This is a genomic window from Streptomyces sp. bgisy159, assembly GCF_965341775.1.
GTDB lineage: Bacteria > Actinomycetota > Actinomycetes > Streptomycetales > Streptomycetaceae > Streptomyces.
In genome coordinates this window covers 268,858-289,006 of sequence record NZ_CBDQZH010000002.1, presented here as the reverse complement: position 1 = coordinate 289,006, position 20,149 = coordinate 268,858, and the positions used below count along the sequence as shown (strand labels likewise).

The 20,149-nt window shown below is 72.5% G+C and carries 21 protein-coding genes and 4 tRNA genes; 19 read left to right on the top strand and 6 right to left on the bottom strand.

Going from position 1 to position 20,149, the window contains the following annotated elements:
- Positions 1-60: 60 nt before the first annotated feature.
- From ACSLTV_RS03435 to ACSLTV_RS03400, 8 genes are all read left to right on the top strand, one after another.
- Positions 61-627 carry a NuoI/complex I 23 kDa subunit family protein gene (locus tag ACSLTV_RS03435; RefSeq protein ID WP_435611627.1) on the top strand — a complete coding sequence of 189 codons (567 nt, stop codon included), beginning with the start codon at positions 61-63 and terminating at the stop codon, positions 625-627.
- Complete coding sequence (locus ACSLTV_RS03430) at positions 624-1,355, top strand: NADH-quinone oxidoreductase subunit J family protein (RefSeq protein ID WP_435611592.1); 732 nt, start codon at positions 624-626, stop codon at positions 1,353-1,355. Before ACSLTV_RS03435 ends, ACSLTV_RS03430 begins: the two co-directional genes overlap by 4 nt.
- On the top strand, positions 1,355-1,732 hold the full coding sequence (nuoK, locus tag ACSLTV_RS03425; RefSeq protein WP_432134273.1) for an NADH-quinone oxidoreductase subunit NuoK: 378 nt from the start codon (positions 1,355-1,357) through the stop codon (positions 1,730-1,732). Before ACSLTV_RS03430 ends, nuoK begins: the two co-directional genes overlap by 1 nt.
- The gene (locus ACSLTV_RS03420) at positions 1,729-3,723 is read left to right on the top strand and encodes an NADH-quinone oxidoreductase subunit 5 family protein (protein ID WP_435611591.1); all 1,995 of its coding nucleotides are present in this window, start codon (positions 1,729-1,731) and stop codon (positions 3,721-3,723) included. The genes nuoK and ACSLTV_RS03420 overlap by 4 nt, the downstream gene beginning before the upstream one ends.
- A gap of 6 nt (positions 3,724-3,729) precedes the next feature.
- Positions 3,730-5,304, top strand: a complete 1,575-nt coding sequence (locus ACSLTV_RS03415) for a complex I subunit 4 family protein (protein ID WP_435611590.1) — start codon at positions 3,730-3,732, stop codon at positions 5,302-5,304.
- Entirely contained in the window at positions 5,301-6,824 is a 1,524-nt protein-coding gene (locus tag ACSLTV_RS03410; protein WP_432134270.1) for an NADH-quinone oxidoreductase subunit N, read from the top strand. The genes ACSLTV_RS03415 and ACSLTV_RS03410 overlap by 4 nt, the downstream gene beginning before the upstream one ends.
- Positions 6,825-7,057: 233 nt before the next feature.
- Complete coding sequence (htpX, locus tag ACSLTV_RS03405; protein ID WP_432134269.1) at positions 7,058-7,921, top strand: zinc metalloprotease HtpX; 864 nt, start codon at positions 7,058-7,060, stop codon at positions 7,919-7,921.
- Entirely contained in the window at positions 7,918-8,310 is a 393-nt protein-coding gene (locus ACSLTV_RS03400) for a YccF domain-containing protein (protein ID WP_432134268.1), read from the top strand. Before htpX ends, ACSLTV_RS03400 begins: the two co-directional genes overlap by 4 nt.
- Before the next feature lie 336 nt (positions 8,311-8,646).
- Here the strand turns inward: ACSLTV_RS03400 and ACSLTV_RS03395 are convergent, their stop codons facing one another.
- A complete protein-coding gene (locus ACSLTV_RS03395) occupies positions 8,647-9,900 on the bottom strand; it encodes an APC family permease (protein WP_435611589.1) in 1,254 nt (417 codons plus the stop codon).
- Positions 9,901-10,013: 113 nt separating this feature from the next.
- On the opposite strand from ACSLTV_RS03395, the gene ACSLTV_RS03390 reads away from it, so the two are divergent.
- Positions 10,014-10,280, top strand: coding sequence for a GlsB/YeaQ/YmgE family stress response membrane protein (locus ACSLTV_RS03390; RefSeq protein ID WP_432134266.1), 267 nt, complete (start codon positions 10,014-10,016; stop codon positions 10,278-10,280).
- A 91-nt stretch (positions 10,281-10,371) separates the two neighbouring features.
- Here the strand turns inward: ACSLTV_RS03390 and ACSLTV_RS03385 are convergent, their stop codons facing one another.
- On the bottom strand, positions 10,372-10,860 hold the full coding sequence (locus tag ACSLTV_RS03385) for a YajQ family cyclic di-GMP-binding protein (RefSeq protein ID WP_435611588.1): 489 nt from the start codon (positions 10,858-10,860) through the stop codon (positions 10,372-10,374).
- Positions 10,861-11,085: 225 nt separating this feature from the next.
- Here ACSLTV_RS03385 and ACSLTV_RS03380 point away from each other — a divergent pair.
- Positions 11,086-11,167, top strand: a tRNA-Tyr gene (locus ACSLTV_RS03380).
- Between the two features lie 128 nt (positions 11,168-11,295).
- Entirely contained in the window at positions 11,296-11,508 is a 213-nt protein-coding gene (locus ACSLTV_RS03375) for a hypothetical protein (RefSeq protein ID WP_432134244.1), read from the top strand.
- Between the two features lie 13 nt (positions 11,509-11,521).
- On the opposite strand, the gene ACSLTV_RS03370 is transcribed toward ACSLTV_RS03375, so the two are convergent.
- Together ACSLTV_RS03370 and ACSLTV_RS03365 are read right to left on the bottom strand one after the other, a co-directional pair.
- On the bottom strand, positions 11,522-12,178 hold the full coding sequence (locus ACSLTV_RS03370) for an SDR family oxidoreductase (protein ID WP_432134243.1): 657 nt from the start codon (positions 12,176-12,178) through the stop codon (positions 11,522-11,524).
- A 97-nt stretch (positions 12,179-12,275) separates the two neighbouring features.
- Positions 12,276-13,571, bottom strand: coding sequence for an amidohydrolase family protein (locus tag ACSLTV_RS03365; protein ID WP_432134242.1), 1,296 nt, complete (start codon positions 13,569-13,571; stop codon positions 12,276-12,278).
- Between the two features lie 353 nt (positions 13,572-13,924).
- Here ACSLTV_RS03365 and ACSLTV_RS03360 point away from each other — a divergent pair.
- The 7 genes from ACSLTV_RS03360 to ACSLTV_RS03330 all read left to right on the top strand — a co-directional run bounded on the left by ACSLTV_RS03360 (position 13,925) and on the right by ACSLTV_RS03330 (position 17,347).
- Positions 13,925-13,997: transfer RNA gene (locus ACSLTV_RS03360), tRNA-Thr, on the top strand.
- A gap of 46 nt (positions 13,998-14,043) precedes the next feature.
- A tRNA-Met gene (locus ACSLTV_RS03355) sits at positions 14,044-14,116 on the top strand.
- Between the two features lie 90 nt (positions 14,117-14,206).
- On the top strand, positions 14,207-14,371 hold the full coding sequence (gene rpmG / locus ACSLTV_RS03350) for a 50S ribosomal protein L33 (RefSeq protein ID WP_003948671.1): 165 nt from the start codon (positions 14,207-14,209) through the stop codon (positions 14,369-14,371).
- A 120-nt stretch (positions 14,372-14,491) separates the two neighbouring features.
- Positions 14,492-14,944: an FAS1-like dehydratase domain-containing protein gene (locus ACSLTV_RS03345; RefSeq protein WP_432134241.1), complete on the top strand. Its 453-nt coding sequence runs from the start codon at positions 14,492-14,494 to the stop codon at positions 14,942-14,944.
- A 5-nt stretch (positions 14,945-14,949) separates the two neighbouring features.
- Positions 14,950-15,378: a MaoC family dehydratase gene (locus ACSLTV_RS03340; RefSeq protein ID WP_432134240.1), complete on the top strand. Its 429-nt coding sequence runs from the start codon at positions 14,950-14,952 to the stop codon at positions 15,376-15,378.
- A gap of 44 nt (positions 15,379-15,422) precedes the next feature.
- Positions 15,423-16,478 (top strand): UDP-N-acetylmuramate dehydrogenase, encoded by a 1,056-nt coding sequence (locus tag ACSLTV_RS03335; protein ID WP_432134239.1) that lies wholly within the window; start codon positions 15,423-15,425, stop codon positions 16,476-16,478.
- A 137-nt stretch (positions 16,479-16,615) separates the two neighbouring features.
- Entirely contained in the window at positions 16,616-17,347 is a 732-nt protein-coding gene (locus tag ACSLTV_RS03330) for a DsbA family protein (RefSeq protein WP_432134238.1), read from the top strand.
- Positions 17,348-17,357: 10 nt separating this feature from the next.
- On the opposite strand, the gene ACSLTV_RS03325 is transcribed toward ACSLTV_RS03330, so the two are convergent.
- Both ACSLTV_RS03325 and ACSLTV_RS03320 read right to left on the bottom strand, forming a co-directional pair.
- Positions 17,358-18,389 (bottom strand): adenosine deaminase, encoded by a 1,032-nt coding sequence (locus ACSLTV_RS03325; protein WP_432134237.1) that lies wholly within the window; start codon positions 18,387-18,389, stop codon positions 17,358-17,360.
- A gap of 139 nt (positions 18,390-18,528) precedes the next feature.
- On the bottom strand, positions 18,529-19,755 hold the full coding sequence (locus ACSLTV_RS03320) for a pyridoxal phosphate-dependent aminotransferase (RefSeq protein ID WP_432155465.1): 1,227 nt from the start codon (positions 19,753-19,755) through the stop codon (positions 18,529-18,531).
- Between the two features lie 228 nt (positions 19,756-19,983).
- Here ACSLTV_RS03320 and ACSLTV_RS03315 point away from each other — a divergent pair.
- Positions 19,984-20,056, top strand: a tRNA-Trp gene (locus ACSLTV_RS03315).
- Positions 20,057-20,149: the final 93 nt, after the last annotated feature.

Below are 20,149 nucleotides of genomic sequence, written 5' to 3'. Positions count from 1 at the left end.
TCCCGGCCCCGCATCCCCGGCTCCGGCCTCGCCAAGGGCCTGGCCGTCACCCTGCGCACGATGACGAAGAAGACCGTCACCGAGCAGTACCCCGACGTCCAGCCCGAGCTGCCGCCCCGCACGCGCGGGGTGATCGGCCTGTTCGAGGAGAACTGCACGGTGTGCATGCTCTGCGCCCGTGAGTGCCCCGACTGGTGCATCTACATCGACTCGCACAAGGAGACGGTCCCGGCGGCGGCCCCCGGCGGCCGCGAGCGCAGCCGCAACGTCCTGGACCGCTTCGCCATCGACTTCTCCCTGTGCATGTACTGCGGCATCTGCATCGAGGTCTGCCCCTTCGACGCCCTCTTCTGGTCCCCCGAGTTCGAGTACGCCGAGACCGACATCCGCGACCTGACCCACGAGCGGGACAAGCTGCGCGAGTGGATGTGGACCGTGCCGGCCCCGCCCGCCCTCGACCCCGGCGCCGAGGAGCCGAAGGAGACCGCCGCCGCCCGCAAGACCGCCGAGAAGCGAGCCGCCCAACTCGAACAGGCCCAGTCCGAGCAGGCCCAGTCCGAGCAGGCTCAGTCCGAGCAGGGTCAGGATGAAGTTACGCAGGACGGGCCGAAGGAGGGGCGCGCGTGAGCCTCGCTGCCGAAGCCCACGGCTTCCTCTCCCCGACCGGCGTCGAGATCGCCTTCCTCCTCGTCGGCCTGCTCACCCTCGGCGCCGCCCTGGTCACCGTCACCACCGGGCAACTGGTGCACGCTGCCCTGTGGCTGGTCGTCGCCCTCGGCGGCCTCGCCGTCGAGTACCTCCTGCTGACGGCCGAGTTCATCGCCTGGGTACAGGTCCTCATCTACGTCGGCTCCGTCGTCGTCCTCCTCCTCTTCGGCCTGATGCTCACCAGGGCCCCCATCGGCCGCTCCCCGGACGCCGACTCCGGCAACCGCTGGGCCGCCCTCACGGTCGCCGTGGCCGCCGCGGCCGCTCTGGTCTGGGTGGTGGTGGACGCGTTCCGCACCACCTGGATCGACCTGGACGGCCCGGCCGCCGGCTCCACGGAGGTCACCGGCGCCGGCCTCTTCCAGCACTGGGTCCTGCCCTTCGAGGCCCTCTCCGTCCTCCTCCTCGCCGCCCTCGTCGGCGCGATCGTGCTGTCCCGCAAGGCCCAGGCGGGCGAGACACCGGACCCGACGGATGCCACGGCCACGCCGGCCACACCGACCACACCGGCCACACCGGCCACGCCGGACGTGACGGATACGCCGGGGAACGGCCCGGTGCCCCCCGGCCCCGTCGCCGACCCGGGCTCCACACAGGCGACCGGGCGGACAGCCGGTCGGACGGCCGGACCGGGAGGGACCCGCTGATGCACCTCGCCTACCCCGCGGTCCTGTCCGCCCTCCTCTTCTGCACCGGCCTGTACGGCGTCCTCGCCCGCCGCAACGCGATCCTCGTCCTGATGTCCGTCGAGCTGATGCTCAACGCCGTCAACCTCAACCTGGTCGCCTTCGACGTCTGGCTGAGCAGGACCGCCGAGGAGACCCTGCACTCCGGGCAGGCCCTGACCCTGTTCACGATCGCCATCGCCGCCGCCGAGATCGGCATCGGCCTGGCGATCGTCCTCGCCGTGCACCGCAACCGCGGCACCTCGGACATCGACAGGCTCCGCGACACCGCCGAGAGCGACGAGACCGACACCCCCGCGACCGAGACGGGCGCCGAGAAGGCTGAGGCCACCGCGTGACCACGACCACCCTCGCCGTCCTCGTCCCCCTGCTGCCGTTCCTGGGCGCGGCCGCCGGGCTCCTCCTGGGCCGCACCTTCCCCGGGTTCGTCCGCCCGCTCGCCGTCCTGCCGACGCTCGCCTCCCTGGGCCTCGCGGCGATCGTCGCCGCACGCCAGGGCGGGGGCGCTCCCCTCGACGCGGCCCGCGAACTCACCCCGACCGGCTCCGTGCCCATCGAGCTCGCCCTCTACATCGACGGCTTCGCCGCCCTGGTCGCCCTCCTCGTCGGCCTGGTCGCCTCCTGCGTGCAGATCTACTCCACGGGCTATCTGCGCGACGACCCGCGCTACCCGTCGTACGCCGCCCTCGTCTCCCTGTTCACCTCCGCCATGTTCCTCGTCGTCTACTCCGGCGACCTGATGGTGCTGCTGGTCGGCTGGGAGGTCATGGGCATCTGCTCCTACTTCCTGGTCGGCCACTACTGGGAGACCCCCGAGGCCCGGGCCGCCTCGATCAAGGCCTTCCTGGTCACCAAGCTCGGCGACGTGCCCTTCCTCATCGGCCTGTTCGCCCTCGCCGACGACACCGGCTCCTTCCAGATCACCGAGATCCTCGGCACCGTCGCCCACGGCGGACTCGACCACCCGACCGTGGTCGCCCTGCTGCTGCTCGCGGGCGTGGCCGGCAAGTCGGCGCAGTTCCCGCTGCACACCTGGCTCCCCGACGCGATGGCGGGCCCCACACCCGTCTCCGCGCTGATCCACGCCGCGACCATGGTCGCCGCCGGTGTCTACTTCGTCGCCCGGCTCCTCCCCGTCTTCGAGTCCTCCGCGGCGGCGATGGTCGTGCTCGCCGTGATGGCCGCCGTCACGATGACCGGCTCCGCCCTCGCCGCGCTCGCCCAGGACGACATCAAACGCGTCCTCGCCTACTCGACCATCGGCCAGCTCGGCTACATGACCGGCGCCCTCGCCGTCGGCGACCGCGGTGCCGCCGTCTTCCACCTCCTGTCCCACGGCGCCTTCAAGGCCGTGCTGTTCCTCGCCGCCGGCGTGATCATCCACGCCGCCGGCACCAACTCGCTCGCCGCCATGTCCCGCATGAGCGGCCTGCGCGACCGCGTCCCCGACGCCTACTGGACGATGACCGTGGCGCTGCTCGCGCTCGCCGCGATCCCGCCCTTCAGCGGCTTCTTCTCCAAGGAGTCCGTCCTCGGCGCCGCCGAGCACGCCACCGGCGGCCACACCGAGCACGTCCCCGGCGCCACCGGCTGGATCGTCCTCGTCGCCGGACTGCTCACCGCCCTCCTCACCGCCGCCTACGCGACCCGCCTGTGGCTGCTCACCTTCCGCGGCCGGGGCGCCGCCGTCCCCGACCACGGCCGGCAGCCGCTGACCATGACCGTCGTGCTGTGGGTGCTCGCCGTACCGTCCCTCGCGTTCGGCGGGTTCGCCTACCGCGCGCTACCCGACTGGTTCGACGGCGGCGGCCTCGCCCCGGCCCTGGCCACCTCCGTCCTCGGCACCGGCGTGGCCCTGGCCGGCGGCCTGGCCGCCTACGCGGCCTGGCGCCACCTGACCGCCCTCGCCGCCCGCGTCCCCCTGGGCGCGGTCGCCGCCCACCCCGAGGGCGACGCCGCCCAGGTCGAGGCCGAGGCCATCGCCAGCCACGCCCCCGCGTACGGCGACCTCGCCTCCGCACCCGACCCGGCCGACCCCGGACGGCTGCTGCTGGGCCCGCTGCACCGGCACGCGGCCGACGGCTTCCACCTGGACGCCGTCTACCGGGCCCTGTTCGTCCGCCCGGTCCAGGCCGGAGCCGCGCTGGTCCGGTTCCTGGACCGCGAGGTCGTCGAGACCTACGTACGGGGCGCGGGCGCCCTACCCCGCTGGCTCGGCGCCGCCGTCCGGCGCGCCCAGACCGGCAATGTGCAGACCTATGTGAGCGCGCTGCTCGCCGGCACCGTCGTCCTCGCGGTCGCCGCCGTCCTCGTCGCCACGGGAGCGTGAGCAGGCGTGATCGATATCAACGAGTCCGTGATGCAGTTCCTTCTCGCGTTCGTCGTCGTCGGCCCGCTCCTGGGCGCCGCCGCCGCTCTGCTGCCCGCCCCGCCCGGGCTGAAGGGGAAGTCCCCGGACCAGGCCGTGCTGCGGCACGGCGTCACCGTCACGGGCGCCGTCCTCGCAGCCGCGATCGTCCTGGCGCTCGGCTTCGACCACGACCACCCGTCGAGGATGCAGGCCAGTACCGACATCAGCTGGATCCCCGCACTCGACGTGCGCATCCACCTCGGCATCGACGGCGTCTCCCTCCCCCTGCTGGTCCTGACCGCGCTGCTGACGTTCCTGTGCGCGCTCTACTCGTACTTCAAGCCCCCGGCGGGCCCGGCCCCGAAGGCCTTCGTCGCCCTGGTCCTCGTCCTGGAGTCCGGCACCCTCGCCACCTTCGCCGTCCTCGACCTGCTCCTGTTCTTCCTCGCCTTCGAGACGGTCCTGATCCCGATGTACTTCCTCATCGCCCGCTGGGGCGGCGAGGGCAGGGCCCAGGCCGCCTGGCGGTTCATCCTCTACACACTGCTCGGCTCGGTGGTCATGCTGCTCGGCCTGCTGCTGATCGGCCTGCGGGCGGGCACATTCGACATGGTGGCACTCGCCACTGACAACGGCCGGTCGCTGACCATGTCCGTGCAGGTCGTCGCCGTACTGGCGATCGGGATCGGGCTCGCGGTGAAGACCCCGATGTGGCCGCTGCACAGCTGGCTCCCGGACGCCCACACCGCCGCCCCGACCGTCGGCTCGGTCCTGCTCGCGGGCGTCCTGCTCAAGATGGGTACGTACGGGTTCGTCCGGATCCTCCTGCCGATCGCGCCCGACGGCTTCCGGACCTTCGCCCCGTACCTCGCCGCCTTCGCCGTCGTCGGGATCGTCTACGGATCGCTCGCCTGCCTGGCCCTCGCCAAGCGGGGTGCGAAGGGCGACCTGAAACGGCTCATCGCCTACTCCTCCGTCGGCCACATGGGCTTCGTCCTCCTCGGTATCGCCACCATGTCCCCGACCGGCGTCAACGGCGCCCTGTTCGCCAACGTCGCCCACGGCCTCATCACCGGCCTGCTCTTCTTCCTGGTCGGCGCCCTGAAGGACCGCACCGGCACCACCGACCTCGACACCCTCGCCCAGGCCACCGGAGCCGGCCTGTACGGCAAGGCGCCCCGGCTCGGCGGACTCCTCGCGTTCGCCGCGGTCGCCTCCCTCGGCCTGCCCGGACTCGCCGGGTTCTGGGGCGAGATGCTGGCCCTGTTCGGCGCGTTCCGGCCCGCCGACGACCTCAGCCGTCCCGCCTACCTCACCTTCACCGCGATCGGCGCGTTCGGCACCCTGCTCACCGCCGCGTACCTGCTGGTCGTCGTCCGCCGGGTCTGCATGGGCGCGGTACCGCAGGACGCCCCGAAGCTCGCCGACGTAACGACGTACGAGTTCGCGGCCTGGACCCCGCTCGTCGCCCTCACCGTCGTCGCCGGCCTGTGGCCCAAGACCCTCCTCGGCCTGACCGACCCGGCCGTGCAGCAGCTCCTCGCAGGAGGCAACCGATGAGCGCCCTGGCCCAGCCACCGGCCCAGAACCTGGTGCAGTCCGTCGACTGGCTCGCCGTCGCCCCACCCACCATGGCCGCGGTCGCCGCCCTGGCCGTCCTGGTCGCCGACCTGTTCGTGCCCACGGCGAGGAAGCCCGTCCTCGGCTGGCTCTCCGTCGCCGGCCTCGCCATCGCCACGGCCCTGCTGCTGCCCCTCCTGGACGGCGACCGCTCCACCTTCTGCCTCGTCGACGACCCGCGCGTGTGCAGCTACACCGCCGACCGGTTCACCCTCGTCATCCAGTTCCTGGTGCTCGGCGGCGCCCTGCTGGCCGCCCTGCTGTCCGTGACCGCCCTGAAGGACGCCCGCGGACGACTCCCCGAAGGGGAGTTCTGGTTCCTGCTGCTGTCCTCCGCCGCCGGCGCCGCCCTGCTGCCCGCCTCCCGCGACCTCGCCACCCTCGTCGTCGCCCTGGAGGTCGCCTCCCTGCCCGCCTTCGCCCTCGTCGGCCTGCGCCACGGCGACCGACGGTCCTCCGAGGCGGCCCTGAAGTTCTTCCTGTCCTCCGTCACCGCGACCGCCGTCAGCCTCCTCGGCATCAGCTTCGTCTACGCCACGACCGGCACCCTCCACCTCACCCGGGTCGCCGAACGCATCCAGCACGTCGACGGACAACTCCACACCCTCGCCCAGGCCGGCGTCGCCCTCACCCTCGTCGGCTTCGCCTTCAAGACGGCCGCCGTCCCCTTCCACTTCTGGGTGCCCGACACCTACGTCGGCGCGCCCCTGCCCGTCGCCGCCTACCTGTCCGTCGTCGGCAAGGCCGTCGGCTTCAGCGGCCTGATCCTCGTCACCGTGATCGGCTTCCCGTCGTACGCCGACGTCTGGGGCCCCGCGCTCGCCGCGCTCGCCGCACTCACCATGACCGTCGGCAACGCCGGCGCCCTGCGCCAGAGCGGCACGCGCGCGTACAGCGCGGTCCGCCTGCTCGCCTGGTCCTCCGTCGGCCAGGCCGGCTACCTCCTCGTCCCGATCGCCGCGGCCGCCTACGGCGACGACCCCGAGCAGGCCATCGGCTCCACTCTCGCCTACGCCCTGATGTACGGGGCCGTGAACCTCGGCGCGTTCACGGTGGCCGCCCTGGTCGGCCGCACCCGCACCGCCAACCGCGTCGGCGACTACCGCGGCCTGTACGCCACCAACCCCCTGGCCGCACTCCTGCTGGCCTTCTTCCTGCTCTGCCTGGCCGGACTGCCGCCCGGCGTGATCGGCCTGTTCGCCAAGGTCACCGTCTTCTCCGCCGCCGTCGACGCGGGCCTCGGCTGGCTGGCCGTCGTCATGGCCGTCAACGTGGTGATCGCGCTGGTCTACTACCTGCGGTGGACGGCCCTGCTGTTCCGCGCCCCCGAGGGCGAGCCCGCCGGACACCGCGTTCCCGTACCGCTGACCGCCGCCCTCGCCGTCACCGGCGTCATCGGTGTCGCCCTCTCCGGAGCACCCCAGCTGATCCTGCGCTTCACCGACACCGCACTGTTCTGACGGGACCTCCGCCGCCCCGTCCGGCACTCGCCACCCCGGTCCAGCGCTCGCCTCCCCCCCCCGGCCGTGCGGGCCATCACCCGTACGGCGCACCCACCGTGCCGCGCCCACCGGGGAACCACCGCATCCCGCCTGGCGTTGACCAAGACGGGAGGGTCCACTGGAGAAGACACCGGCTGGACCGGAGATCAGCAAGCGAGGGTTCCCCTGCCGCACGACTTGGAGGGCGTACCGTGCACCGCCGGCACAACGGGCTCAGGACCGCAGTACTCCTCGGGGCACTGTCCGCCCTCATCATCGTCATCGGCAGCCTCTTCGGCCGCACGGGCCTGATCATCGCCGTCCTGGTCGCCCTCGGCACCAACGCCTACGCCTACTGGAACAGCGACAAGCTGGCGCTACGCGCGATGCGCGCCCGCCCCGTCAGCGAGTTCGAGGCACCCGGCCTCTACCGCATGGTCCGCGAACTCTCCACCCAGGCCCGCCAGCCCATGCCCCGCCTCTACATCTCGCCGACCGAGGCGCCCAACGCCTTCGCCACCGGCCGCAACCCCCGCAACGCCGCCGTGTGCTGCACCGAGGGAATCCTGCGCCTCCTCGACGAGCGGGAACTGCGCGGCGTCATCGGCCACGAACTCAGCCATGTCTACAACCGCGACATCCTCATCTCCTCGGTCGCCGGCGCCCTCGCCTCAGTGATCATGTTCCTGGTCAACTTCGCCTGGCTGATCCCCGTCGGCCGCTCCGACGACGACGACGGCCCCGGCCTGCTCGGCATGCTCCTGATCATGATCCTGGGGCCCCTCGCGGCCGGCCTCATCCAACTCGCCATCAGCCGCTCCCGCGAGTACGAGGCCGACGCCTCCGGCGCCCGGCTGACCGGTGACCCGCTGGCCCTGGCGAGCGCCCTGCGCAAACTGGAGACGGGCACCAAGCAACTGCCGCTGCCGCCCGAGCCGCGCATCGAGTCCGCGAGCCACATGATGATCGCGAACCCGTTCCGCCCGGGCCAGGGGCTCTCCAAGATGTTCTCCACCCACCCGCCCATGGCGGAGCGCATCGCCCGCCTGGAGAAGATGGCAGGTCACCGCCAGTGAAGACCCTCCTGAACGTCATATGGCTCATCCTGAGCGGCTTCTGGCTGTTCCTCGGCTACGTGGCCGCCGGACTGCTGCTCTGCATCACGATCATCGGCATCCCCTTCGGGATCGCCGCCTTTCGTATAGGCGTCTACGCCCTCTGGCCGTTCGGATACACCACGGTCGAACGAAGAGACGCCGGAGCACCCTCCTGCATCGGCAACGTGCTCTGGCTGATCCTCGCCGGCTGGTGGCTGGCGCTCGGCCACATCGTCACCGGGCTCCTGCTGTGCGTCACGATCATCGGAATCCCTTTCGGCATCGCCAACTTCAAGATGATCCCGATCTCGCTGCTCCCGCTGGGCCGCGACATCGTCCGCACCGACGAGCCGTTCGCGGCCCGCTGACCCCCGGCCGGGTGACCGAGTTGTCCACAGGTTGCCGGCCGTCCACAGGCCGGCCCGCTTGTCAGTGGCGCCGCGCATCATGAACCCATGACCGAGACCGAGCAGTTGCCGGCAAGGGGGGGCAGGGCCCGCACCACCCGCCCCTGGGGCTGGACCACCCTGCCCGGTCCCGCCTCACAGACACCCTGGCCCGCGCCGGGCGTCCCCTTGCCTGCACCGCTCGCCGAACTCCCGGCACCGCTCCTTCACGGGGGCGCCCCCACCACCCTCACCGGCGCGACACACCGGCTCACCCTCACCGGCGCGCCGGCACCGGCCCACCCTCACCGGCGCCGCCTACCCGCGGGCCGCCGCCCACCGGCGCACCCCGTACGCGGTCACCCCCACCGCGAGCACCGCCGCTCCCGCGCCCACCGACGCCGCCGGCAGTGCGAACGCCAGGACCACGCAGCCGACCAGACCCAGGGCGGGCAGGGCACGCGCTCGCGCGGCCGGGTCCAGCGTCCAGGCCGACGCGTTGGCGACCGCGTAGTACGCCAGCACCCCGAAGGAGGAGAAGCCGATCGCACCCCGCACATCCACCGTGGCCGCGAGGACGGCTACCACCGCGCCCACGGCCAGTTCCGCCCGGTGCGGCACCCGGAAACGCGGGTGCACGGCGGCCAGGGCGGCCGGCAGATGCCGGTCCCGTGCCATGGCGAGCGTCGTCCGGGAGACGCCGAGGATCAGCGCGAGCAGCGAGCCCAGCGCCGCCACCGCGGCCCCCGCCCGCACCACCGGCGCCAGACCCGGCGCACCGGCCGCGCGCACCGCGTCCGCCAGCGGCGCCGTCGCGTCCCCGAGCGCCCCGGCACCCAGCACCGACAGCACCGCGACCGCCACGCACACGTACACGGCCAGTGCGATGCCCAGAGCCAGCGGCACAGCCCGCGGGATGGTGCGCGCCGGATCCCGCACCTCCTCGCCGAGGGTGGCGATCCGGGCGTAGCCGGCGAAGGCGAAGAACAGCAGTCCGGCCGCTTGCAGCACGCCCCCCGCGCCTTCGGAGGCCCCGATGTCCAGCCGCCCGGCGTCGGACTCCCCGGAACCCAGGCACACCACCACGACGGCCGCGAGGACGGCCAGCACCACGGCGACGATCGCCCGCGTCAGCCAGGCGGACTTCTGGACGCCGCCGTAGTTCACCGCCGTCAGCGCCACCACGGCGACGACCGCCACGGCGTGCGCCTGATCCGGCCAGACGTACGACCCCACGGTCAGCGCCATCGCCGCGCAGGAGGCGGTCTTTCCGACCACGAACGACCAGCCCGCGAGGTAGCCCCAGAACGCGCCGAGCCGCTCGCGGCCGTAGACGTAAGTGCCGCCTGAGGCCGGGTAGACGGCGGCCAGCCGGGCCGAGGACATGGCGTTGCAGTAGGCCACGACCGCCGCGACGGCGAGGCCGAGCAGCAGTCCGGAACCGGCCGCCCGCGCAGCGGGCGCCAGCGCGGCGAAGATGCCGGCGCCGATCATCGAACCGAGACCGATGACGACGGCGTCGGGAACGCCCAGGGTGCGCCGGAGTTCGGCGGTGGGGCCGGACTGTGTCATGCGCCGCACCCTACTCAGCCCGGGAACCGGCGGCCCCCGTGCGCCCGTCGTTCCCGGCAACGGAGAACGAACGAGTGTGTCAGGCGTGTGACGCGGAAAGGTAGGTTCACGGCATGGGAATCATCGCGTGGATCGTCCTCGGACTGCTGGCCGGCGTCATCGCCAAGATCCTGCTGCCGGGCCGGGACCCCGGAGGGCTCGTCGGCACCACTCTCATCGGCGTCGCCGGTGCGTTCGTCGGCGGCTGGATCTCGGCCCGCTGGCTGGACCACCCGATCAGCAAGGACTTCTTCGACGGCCCCACCTGGCTCGCCGCGATCGGCGGGTCCTTGGTGCTGCTGATCGGATACCGGGTCCTGTTCGGCAACTCCCGCGACTGACCGGCGGACACCACGGCCGGACACCACGGCGGACACGGGGGCCGGATGGAGGGGCGGACACTCTGTGCGCCGCCCCTCGCGCCGCCGACCGCTACCGGTAGTTCACGAACTGCAGCGCGAAGTCGAAGTCCTGACCCTTCAGCAGCGCGATGACCGCCTGCAGGTCGTCGCGGCTCTTGGAGCTGACGCGCAGCTCGTCACCCTGGACCTGCGCCTTCACGCCCTTGGGGCCCTCGTCGCGGATGAGCTTCGCGACCTTCTTGGCGTTCTCCTGGGAGATGCCCTCCTGGATCGACGCGAAGATCTTGTACTCCTTGCCGGAGAGCTGGGGCTCGCCCGCGTCCAGGGCCTTCAGGGAGATACCGCGCTTGATCAGCTTGGACTGGAAGACGTCGAGGACAGCCGTCACCCGGTCCTCGGAGTTCGCCTCCATGAGGATCTTCTCGCCGGACCACGAGATCGAGGCGCCCACGCCCTTGAAGTCGTAGCGCTGCGAGATCTCCTTGGCGGCCTGGTTGAGGGCGTTGTCGACCTCCTGCCGCTCGACCTTCGAGACAATGTCGAAACTGGAGTCGGCCATGTCCTGTGGCTCCTTGTATCGGGGTGCGTGTCGGGTGCGTGTCGGCGTCCACGGGGACTGCCGCCGGGCCCCGCGGGGGCCCGGGCCGCATCCGGACCAGCCTAGCCACCCGGCTGCCGCCGGGCGGTGATCAACCGAGTGGCGAAGCACCCCTCCCCATCGGGTATTGTTTACGTCGTTGCCACGGAGCACCGCCGAAGAGCGGCGCGAAGTGCAGCACAACCCGGCGGTGTGCCCGAGCGGCCAAAGGGAGCAGACTGTAAATCTGCCGGCTCAGCCTTCCCAGGTTCGAATCCTGGCGCCGCCACACGGGACGAAAGCCCCTCCGAACTGCGGAAACGCAGCGCGGAGGGGCTTTCGGCGTGAAAGCGGCCGACTGCCTGCCGGCGGTGATCTCCCTCACAGGTCCGTGGCCCGCTGGGGCACACTGGCCCCATGTCCAGCCGTCGCAGAACCTGCCCCGAGTGCCGTCGTGAGATCGCCGTCGTCGCCGGGCGGTTCGCTCGGCACGATCCGCCCGGCGCGCGGGAGAGCGGCGCGCTGGTCTCCTGCCCCGGGTCCCGGCGCGCTGCCCGACTCGGGGCGGTGCAGCCGTCCCTGGACGGGTACGTCGTCCCCGAGATCCCCGGGCAGATGGCGTTGTTCTGACCGCCGGTCAGGATCAGTTGCCCGCGACCGACTTGACCGCCACGGACACCGGGGTCGAACCGCCGACGAGTTCCAGGGTCAGGCCCGCGGTCGCCGGGGTGTCCAGCAACTCGGCCAGGACGGCGGCCACGTCGGCGCGGGGGACCGGGCCCCGGCCGGTGTGGGCCTCCAGCCGCACCAGCCCCGTACCCGGGTCGTCCGTGAGCGCGCCGGGGCGCAGGATCGTCCAGTCCAGGGCGTCCAGGCTCCGCACATGGGCGTCGGCCTCGCCCTTGGCGCGCAGGTAGGCGTCGAAGACCTCGTCGCCCGCCCGGGCGGGGTCCGCGCCCATCGACGACACGACCAGGAAGCGGCGGACGCCCGCGCGGACCGACGCGTCGGCGAACAGCACCGCCGCCCCCCGGTCAACCGTGTCCTTGCGGGCCACGCCGCTGCCCGGGCCGGCACCCGCCGCGAACACCGCCGCGTCCGCGCCCTGCAGATGCGCCGCCACTTCTTCCAGCGACGCCGACTCCAGGTCCAGCAGCACCGGTTCGGCGCCGGCCTCCCGCAGGTCGTCACCCTGTTCCGCCTTGCGGATGATGCCCGCGACCTGTTCCCCGCGCGCGGCGAGCAGCCGCTCCAGCCGCAGCGCGATCTGACCATGACCACCAGCGATGACAATGCGCATGTCTTCGACCGTACGCCCGCGGGGCCGACGGCGCCCACGATCGAGGGGGCCGTCCCCCGAACGGTGCGAGCGCCCCCCGCGACAACCCCGTGCGCCCCTACGACAGCTCCGTACGCCCCTGCCTCGGCAGCCCCAACTCCGCTGCCGCCGCCGAGTTGCAGTACTCCCGGACGGCGCTGGTGCGGGCCACCACCCGGCCCCGGTGGATGACGATCCTGCTGTACGCGAGGGACAGCGCCCCGGCCAGGCGGTCGCCGCGCACCGCCAGCAGATCGGCCGGGAAGCCGGCCTCCACGCGGACCTCGGGCAGGCCCAGCACGGACCGCGCGGCCGCGCTGACGGCGTCGTAGGCGTCCTCGGGGCGCAGTCCGTGCCGGGAGGCCAGCAGGTAGGCGGCCTCCAGCGGGTCGCCGCGGCCCACCGGGTTGGACACGTCGCGCAGGGCGCCGCTGCCGGCCGCGACCCGCACTCCGGCCGCGCGCAGCAGCCGTACGGGCGCCGTCGAGCGGTCCTGTGCGCCCCCGCAGCCGCCCTGCGGCAGGCACACCACCGACACGCCCGCCGCGGCGAGCTGGTCGGCGGTGCGTGCGGCGGTGTCGGCGGGCAGGCGGTCCAGGCCGCCGCAAGGGCTCAGGGTGACGCCGGGGCGCAGCCCGCCGGCCATCGCGGCGAGCCGGGCCAGGCGGGCCGGGTCGGCGGCGTCGGTGTGCAGGTCGACGGGGCAGCCGTGCTCGGAGGCGACGTCCAGGAGGGCCTCCACGTAGCCGGTGGGGTCGGGGTCGAGGTCGGGGCAGCCGCCCACCACCGAGGCGCCCATCTTCAGTGCGTCCCGCAGCACGGCCAGTCCCTCCGCCCCGGCGGCGCCGGTCAGCAGCCGGGGCATCGCGACCGGTGCCAGTTCGGTGAGGCCGCGCAGCGAGCGCCGTGCCTGCAGGACGGCGGCGAGGGCGCCCAGGCCCTGGACGTCGCCGACGCGTACGTGGGCGCGGAGCGCGGTCGCGCCGTGGCCGAGCTGGAGGAGGGCCGCCTCGGTGGCGCGGCGCTGGACGTCCTCGGGGGCGTGCGACGCCGGGCCGTCGGTGTCGGCGGACAGGGCGGTGTCGGCGTGGGCGTGCGGTTCGGCAGGGGCGGGCAGCAGGAGGTAGCCGGTGAGGTCGACGCGGGTGACGCGCGCGCCGGGGGCGGCGCGGCCGGGGGGTGGTGAGGGGGCCGGGCCCGGGGTCAGGCTGCCGGTGGTGCCGACCGCCTCGATGCGCCCGCCGCCCAGCCGTACGTCCACGGTGCGGCCGTCGGTGAGCCGGGCCCCGCACAGCAGCAGGGTGGTCTGCTCGTGCCGCCCGGAGGGGCCCGGGGAGGACGGCTGCGGGGACGGCTGCGGCTGGCTGTCGGGCATCGCGCTCCAGAGGCTCGGCAGGACTCGGCGGTGACGGTGGCTCGGGTTGCGGTGGGCTCGGGGCAAGATCACGCAGAGTGAGTCGAGCCTAGGACGGGCGCACGGCCGTGTCGGGGAGGAGCGCAATAGTCGTACCGGCGTGGTCCGGCGGGAGGCCCCGTGGTCCGGTGGGGTCCCGTCCGGCCCGGTGCGGGTCCCCCGCCGGCCTGGGGTGATCCGGTGCGGTCCGCCGGGCCGCCAGGGGCGTGCGGCGGTGTACGAGGGCGTCGGGACGGCCGGGAAACGGGCCCCGGTGGGCGGCGGCCAATGGATTTGGGTGAACGGCCACGGACCGTGTAATGTCTTCATCGCTCGCCCCAATAGCTCAGTCGGCAGAGCGTCTCCATGGTAAGGAGAAGGTCAACGGTTCGATTCCGTTTTGGGGCTCTGGTGAGAGAGGTTCCCGTCGAGAGGCGGGAACCGATCCCACCGCAGCGGTGTAGCTCAGTCGGTAGAGCAAGCGGCTCATAATCGCTGTGTCACCGGTTCAAGTCCGGTCACCGCTACTCTCAGTAGCCGATTGCCGGGTCGGTCCGTCGATCGGCTACTCTTTCTTGCGTTGAACCAATCCCACCCGTTCGTCAAGGAGCACTCACGTGGCTGCCACCGACGTCCGCCCGAAGATCACGCTGGCCTGCGTGGAGTGCAAGGAGCGGAACTACATCACCAAGAAGAACCGGCGTAACAACCCGGACCGACTGGAGATGAAGAAGCACTGCCCGCGTTGCAACGCGCACACCGCGCACCGCGAAACGCGATAATTCAGGCTCGCACTTGAGGCCGTCCCCCACCTTCGGGGGGCGGCCTCAAGTCGTTTCGACGGCTGCTACCCATCGGTCACCCGTCGGTCAACCGCAACTGACACCAGGAGGTGCCGGGCCATGGCGCTCGACCAGTCCTTCGTGGGGCGGACGTACCCGCCCACCGAGCCCTACGAGGTGGGCCGGGAGAAGATCCGTGAGTTCGCCGAGGCGGTGGCGGACCCCAACCCCGTCTACACGGACCCGCAGGCCGCGAAGGAATTCGGCCACCCCGACGTGATCGCACCGCCGACCTTTGTGTTCGCCATCACGTTCAAGGCCGCGCAGCAGGTCATCCAGGACCCCCAGCTGGGGCTGGACTACAGCCGGGTGGTGCACGGCGACCAGAAGTTCGCCTACACCCGGCCCGTGCGCGCCGGTGACCGGCTCACCGTGACCTCGACCATCGAGGCCGTGAAGTCCATGGCGGGCAACGACATCCTGGACGTCCGCGGCGAGGTCCACGACGAGGCCGGAGAGCACGTCGTGACCGCCTGGACCAAGCTCGTCGCCCGCGCGGCGGAGGAGGACTGACGGACATGACCGCGAAGATTGCTTACGCCGACGTCGAGGTCGGCACCGAGCTGCCCGCCGGCCGCTTCCCCGTGACCCGCGCCACACTCGTGCAGTACGCGGGCGCCTCCGGGGACTTCAACCCCATCCACTGGAACGAGAAGTTCGCCAAGGAGGTCGGACTGCCGGACGTCATCGCGCACGGCATGTTCACCATGGCCGAGGCGATCCGCGTGGTCACCGACTGGACCGGGGACCCGGGCGCGGTCGTCGAGTACGGGGTGCGCTTCACCAAGCCCGTCGTCGTGCCCAACGACGACCAGGGCGCCGTCATCGAGGTCAGCGGCAAGGTCGCGGCCAAGCTCGACGACAACACCGTACGGGTGGACCTCACCGCGACGAGCGCCGGGCAGAAGGTGCTCGGCATGTCGCGCGCCGTCGTGCGGCTGGCCTGAGCGGCCGGGCGGGGCCGACGGCGGGGTCTCGTAGGCTTGCCCCCGTGCAGGTACTTCACGACGCCCCCCTCGCCCCGCTGACCACCTTCCGGCTGGGCGGTCCCGCGACCCGGCTGGTGACCGCCACCACCGACGCCGAGGTGATCGACGTCGTGCGCGAGGCCGACGCCACCGGGACCCCCCTGCTGGTCATCGGCGGCGGCTCCAACCTGGTCATCGGCGACAAGGGATTCGACGGCACCGCCCTGCGGATCGCGACCCGCGGTGTCGAGCTGAGCGGCACGACGCTGGAACTGGCCGCCGGCGAGGTGTGGAGCGACGCCGTCGCCCGCACCGTCGAGGCCGGGCTCGCCGGCATCGAGTGCCTGGCCGGCATCCCCGGTTCCGCCGGAGCCACCCCGATCCAGAACGTGGGGGCGTACGGCCAGGAGGTCGCCACCACCCTCACCGAGGTGGTCGCCTACGACCGCCGCGCCGGCGCCACGGTCACCCTCGGCAACGAGGAGTGCGCCTTCTCCTACCGGCACAGCCGCTTCAAGGACGACCCCGAGCGGTACGTGGTCCTGCGCGTCCGCTTCCGGCTGGAGGACGCGGGCGGGCTGTCCGCGCCCGTGAAGTACGCCGAGACCGCCCGGGCGCTCGGCGTCGGGCAGGGCGAGCGGGTGGCGCTGGCCCACGCGCGCGAGACCGTGCTCAAGCTGCGCTCCGGGAAGGGCATGGTGCTCGACCCCGAGGACCACGACACGTGGTCCGCCGGGTCCTTCTTCACCAACCCGATCCTCACCGACGCCGACTTCGCCGTGTTCCACGCGCGCGTGAAGGAGCGGCTGGGCGCGGACGCCGAGCCGCCCGCCTACCCGGCGGGGGCGGGCCACACCAAGACGTCCGCCGCCTGGCTGATCGACCGGGCCGGCTTCACCAAGGGCTACGGCAGCGGGCCCGCCCGGATCTCCACCAAGCACACCCTCGCGCTGACCAACCGGGGCGAGGCCACCACCGACGACCTGCTGGCGCTGGCCCGCGAGGTCGTCGCCGGGGTCCGCGATGCCTTCGGGATCACCCTGGTCAACGAACCGGTGACGGTGGGCGTCAGCCTCTGACCCGTGGCGGGCCCCGGGAGGGAGCCGGGCGGAAACGGCTGGAGCGCGCGTCCGAAGATCGTCTAAGGTCTCTCCGGCCGGAGGACGGCCGGAGGACGGCCGGAGGACAGCCGGTGGACGGCCGGGGGAAGGAAGTCATGCGGGGCAGAGGAAGGCGGGGCCGCCGGACGGCCGCCGCGGTGGCCGTGGTGCTGGCGGGCGTGGTCGTGGCGGGATGCGGGCAGGGGTCCGCCGACACGGACGCGACGAAGGACGGCACGCCGGACACGCCGGCGTACGCGCGCGTGCAGGACATCGCGGAGTCCGTCGCGCCGGACGGGACGACCATCCGCGTCGGCTCCCCGAAGGCCGACATCGTCGTGCACGTGTACGAGGACATGCGGTGTCCGGTCTGCGGGCAGTTCGAGACCCAGGGCGGCGGCGAGAGCCTGCGCGGGCTGATCCTCTCGGGGAAGGTCCGGGCCGAGTACACGCTGGCCTCGTTCCTCGACGACCGGGTCGGCGGCCAGGGCTCCAGGAAGGCCGCCAACGCGCTGCGGGCCGCCCTCGACGCGGGCCGGTTCGTCGAGTACCACGACGCGCTCTTCGCCCACCAGCCCGAGGAGAGCGTCGACGGGTACACCGACGCGTTCCTGCTGGAGGTGGCTTCCCAGGTGGACGGCCTGCGCGGCGAGACGTTCGACACCGCGGTGCGGACCATGCGCCACGGCGACTTCGTGACCGCCTCCCAGGCCGCCTACGAGGCGTCCGGCGCCCCCGGCACGCCCACGATGGCGGTCAACGGCAAGATCGTCGGGCAGGGCATGTACGGCGGCATCTTCGACAAGGCCACGCTGCCCATGGTGATCGGCGCGATGGCCGCGTCCTGAGCGGCCGGGGTCAGCCGGCCAGCCAGTCGTCGACACCCGCCAGCAGCTTCGCCCGCACGTCCTCGGGGGCCGCCGAGCCCCGTACCGACTGGCGGGCCAGCTCGGCCAGCTCCTCGTCCGTGAAGCCGTGGTGCCGGCGGGCGATCTCGTACTGGTCCGCCAGCCGGGAGCCGAACAGCAGCGGGTCGTCGGCGCCCAGCGCCAGCGGGACGCCCGCCTCGTACAGGGTGCGCAGGGGGACGTCCTCGGGCTTCTCGTAGACGCCGAGGGCGACGTTCGACGCCGGGCACACCTCGCAGGTGACCCCGCGCTCGGCCAGCCGCCTCAGCAGCCGCGGGTCCTCCGCGGCGCGCACCCCGTGCCCGATCCGGCTCGCGTACAGGTCGTCGAGGCAGTCGCGCACCGACGCCGGGCCGGTCAGCTCGCCGCCGTGCGGCGCCGACAGCAGACCACCCTCACGGGCGATGTGGAAGGCGCGGTCGAAGTCGCGCGCCATGCCCCGCCGCTCGTCGTTGGACAGGCCGAAGCCCACCACGCCCCGGTCGGCGTAGCGCACCGCCAGCCGGGCCAGCGTGCGGGCGTCCAGCGGATGCCTCATCCGGTTCGCGGCCACCAGCACCCGCATGCCCAGGCCGGTCTCCCGGGACGCCGACTCCACCGCGTCCAGGATGATCTCCAGCGTCGGGATCAGACCTCCCAGCCGCGGCGCGTACGACGTCGGGTCGACCTGGATCTCCAGCCACCCGGAGCCGTCCCGGACGTCCTCCTCCGCCGCCTCCCGCACCAGCCGCCGGATGTCCTCCGGCTCCCGGAGGCACGAGCGCGCCGCGTCGTACAGGCGCTGGAAGCGGAACCAGCCGCGCTCGTCCGTGGCCCGCAGCTGCGGCGGCTCCCCGCTGGTCAGGGCCTCGGACAGCGCCTCGGGCAGGCGCACGCCGTACTTGTCGGCCAGTTCCAGCACGGTCGAGGGCCGCATCGAGCCGGTGAAGTGCAGGTGCAGATGGGCTTTCGGCAGTTCAGAGAGATCACGTACGCGCTCCATTCCCAGATCCTGCCGCACGGCCGCGATCTCCCGGAAGCGGATTCCCCGAACGTGGTCCTGCCCGTACGAAGAAGCGGGCCACGAGAAGCGGGCCGCCTCCCCGCAGGGAGACGGCCCGCAACCTACTCACGTGAGCAGGTCAGTCCCTGGCCTCGGCCAGCAGCTTCTGGACCCGCGAGACGCCCTCGACGAGGTCCTCGTCACCCAGCGCGTACGACAGCCGCAGGTAGCCGGGGGTGCCGAACGCCTCGCCGGGGACGACCGCGACCTCGACCTCCTCCAGGATCAGCGCGGCCAGCTCCACGGTGTCCTGCGGGCGCTTGCCGCGGATCTCCTTGCCGAGCAGGCCCTTCACGGACGGGTAGGCGTAGAACGCGCCCTCCGGCTCCGGGCAGAGGACGCCGTCGATCTCGTTCAGCATCCGCACGATGGTCCGGCGGCGGCGGTCGAACGCCTCCCGCATCTTCGCCACGGCGTCCAGGTCGCCGGAGACCGCGGCCAGGGCGGCGGCCTGCGCGACGTTCGAGACGTTGGACGTGGCGTGCGACTGGAGGTTGGTGGCCGCCTTGACGACGTCCTTCGGGCCGATGACCCAGCCCACGCGCCAGCCGGTCATGGCGTACGTCTTGGCGACACCGTTGACCACGATGCACTTGTCGGCCAGCTCGGGCACCACGACAGGCAGCGAGTGGAACTCGGCGTCGCCGTAGACCAGGTGCTCGTAGATCTCGTCGGTGAGGACCCACAGGCCCTTCTCGGCGGCCCAGCGGCCGATCTCCTCGATCTGCTCGCGGCTGTAGACGGCGCCGGTCGGGTTCGACGGCGACACGAACAGCAGGACCTTGGTGTTCTCGGTGCGCGCGGCCTCCAGCTGCTCCACGCTCACCCGGTAGCCGGTGGTCTCGTCGGCGACGACCTCGACCGGGACACCGCCGGCCAGCCGGATCGACTCCGGGTACGTCGTCCAGTACGGCGCCGGGACGATGACCTCGTCGCCCGGGTCGAGGATCGCGGCGAACGCCTCGTAGATGGCCTGCTTGCCGCCGTTGGTGACGAGGATCTGCGCCGGGTCGACCTCGTAGCCCGAGTCGCGCAGCGTCTTGGCGGCGATCGCGGCCTTCAGCTCGGGCAGGCCGCCGGCCGGCGTGTAGCGGTGGTACTTGGGGTTCCTGCAGGCCTCGACGGCCGCCTCGACGATGTAGTCCGGGGTCGGGAAGTCCGGCTCACCGGCACCGAAGCCGATCACCGGACGTCCGGCGGCCTTCAGGGCCTTGGCCTTGGCGTCCACGGCGAGGGTGGCGGACTCGGAGATCGAGCCGATGCGGGCCGAGACCCGGCGCTCGGAGGGAGGGGTTGCAGCGCTCATGCACCCCATGTTTTCAGACCCGAAACGCGCCCGGCACGCCGGTTTCACTGACTGGGCATGACGGTGGACACCCCGGTGGTCGCCACGGTGACGAGGCGCCGACGCACTTTCCGTTCGACGGGGCGCCCAGGACCACGTACACTCCTACGTCGTTGGCCTTCAGCGACCGCGGCACCGTCGGTGCACTCCGAGCATCCGCTCGGATGCGGTAGGTTGGGGGACACACAAAGGGTCGTAGCTCAATTGGTAGAGCACCGGTCTCCAAAACCGGCGGTTGGGGGTTCAAGTCCCTCCGGCCCTGCTACACACACCTTCGCCAGGATGTGTGCGCATGTACGTACAGCAATGCACCGCCGTGCGGCTCAGACCGGGCGCGGCACGGCCACGACCCGGG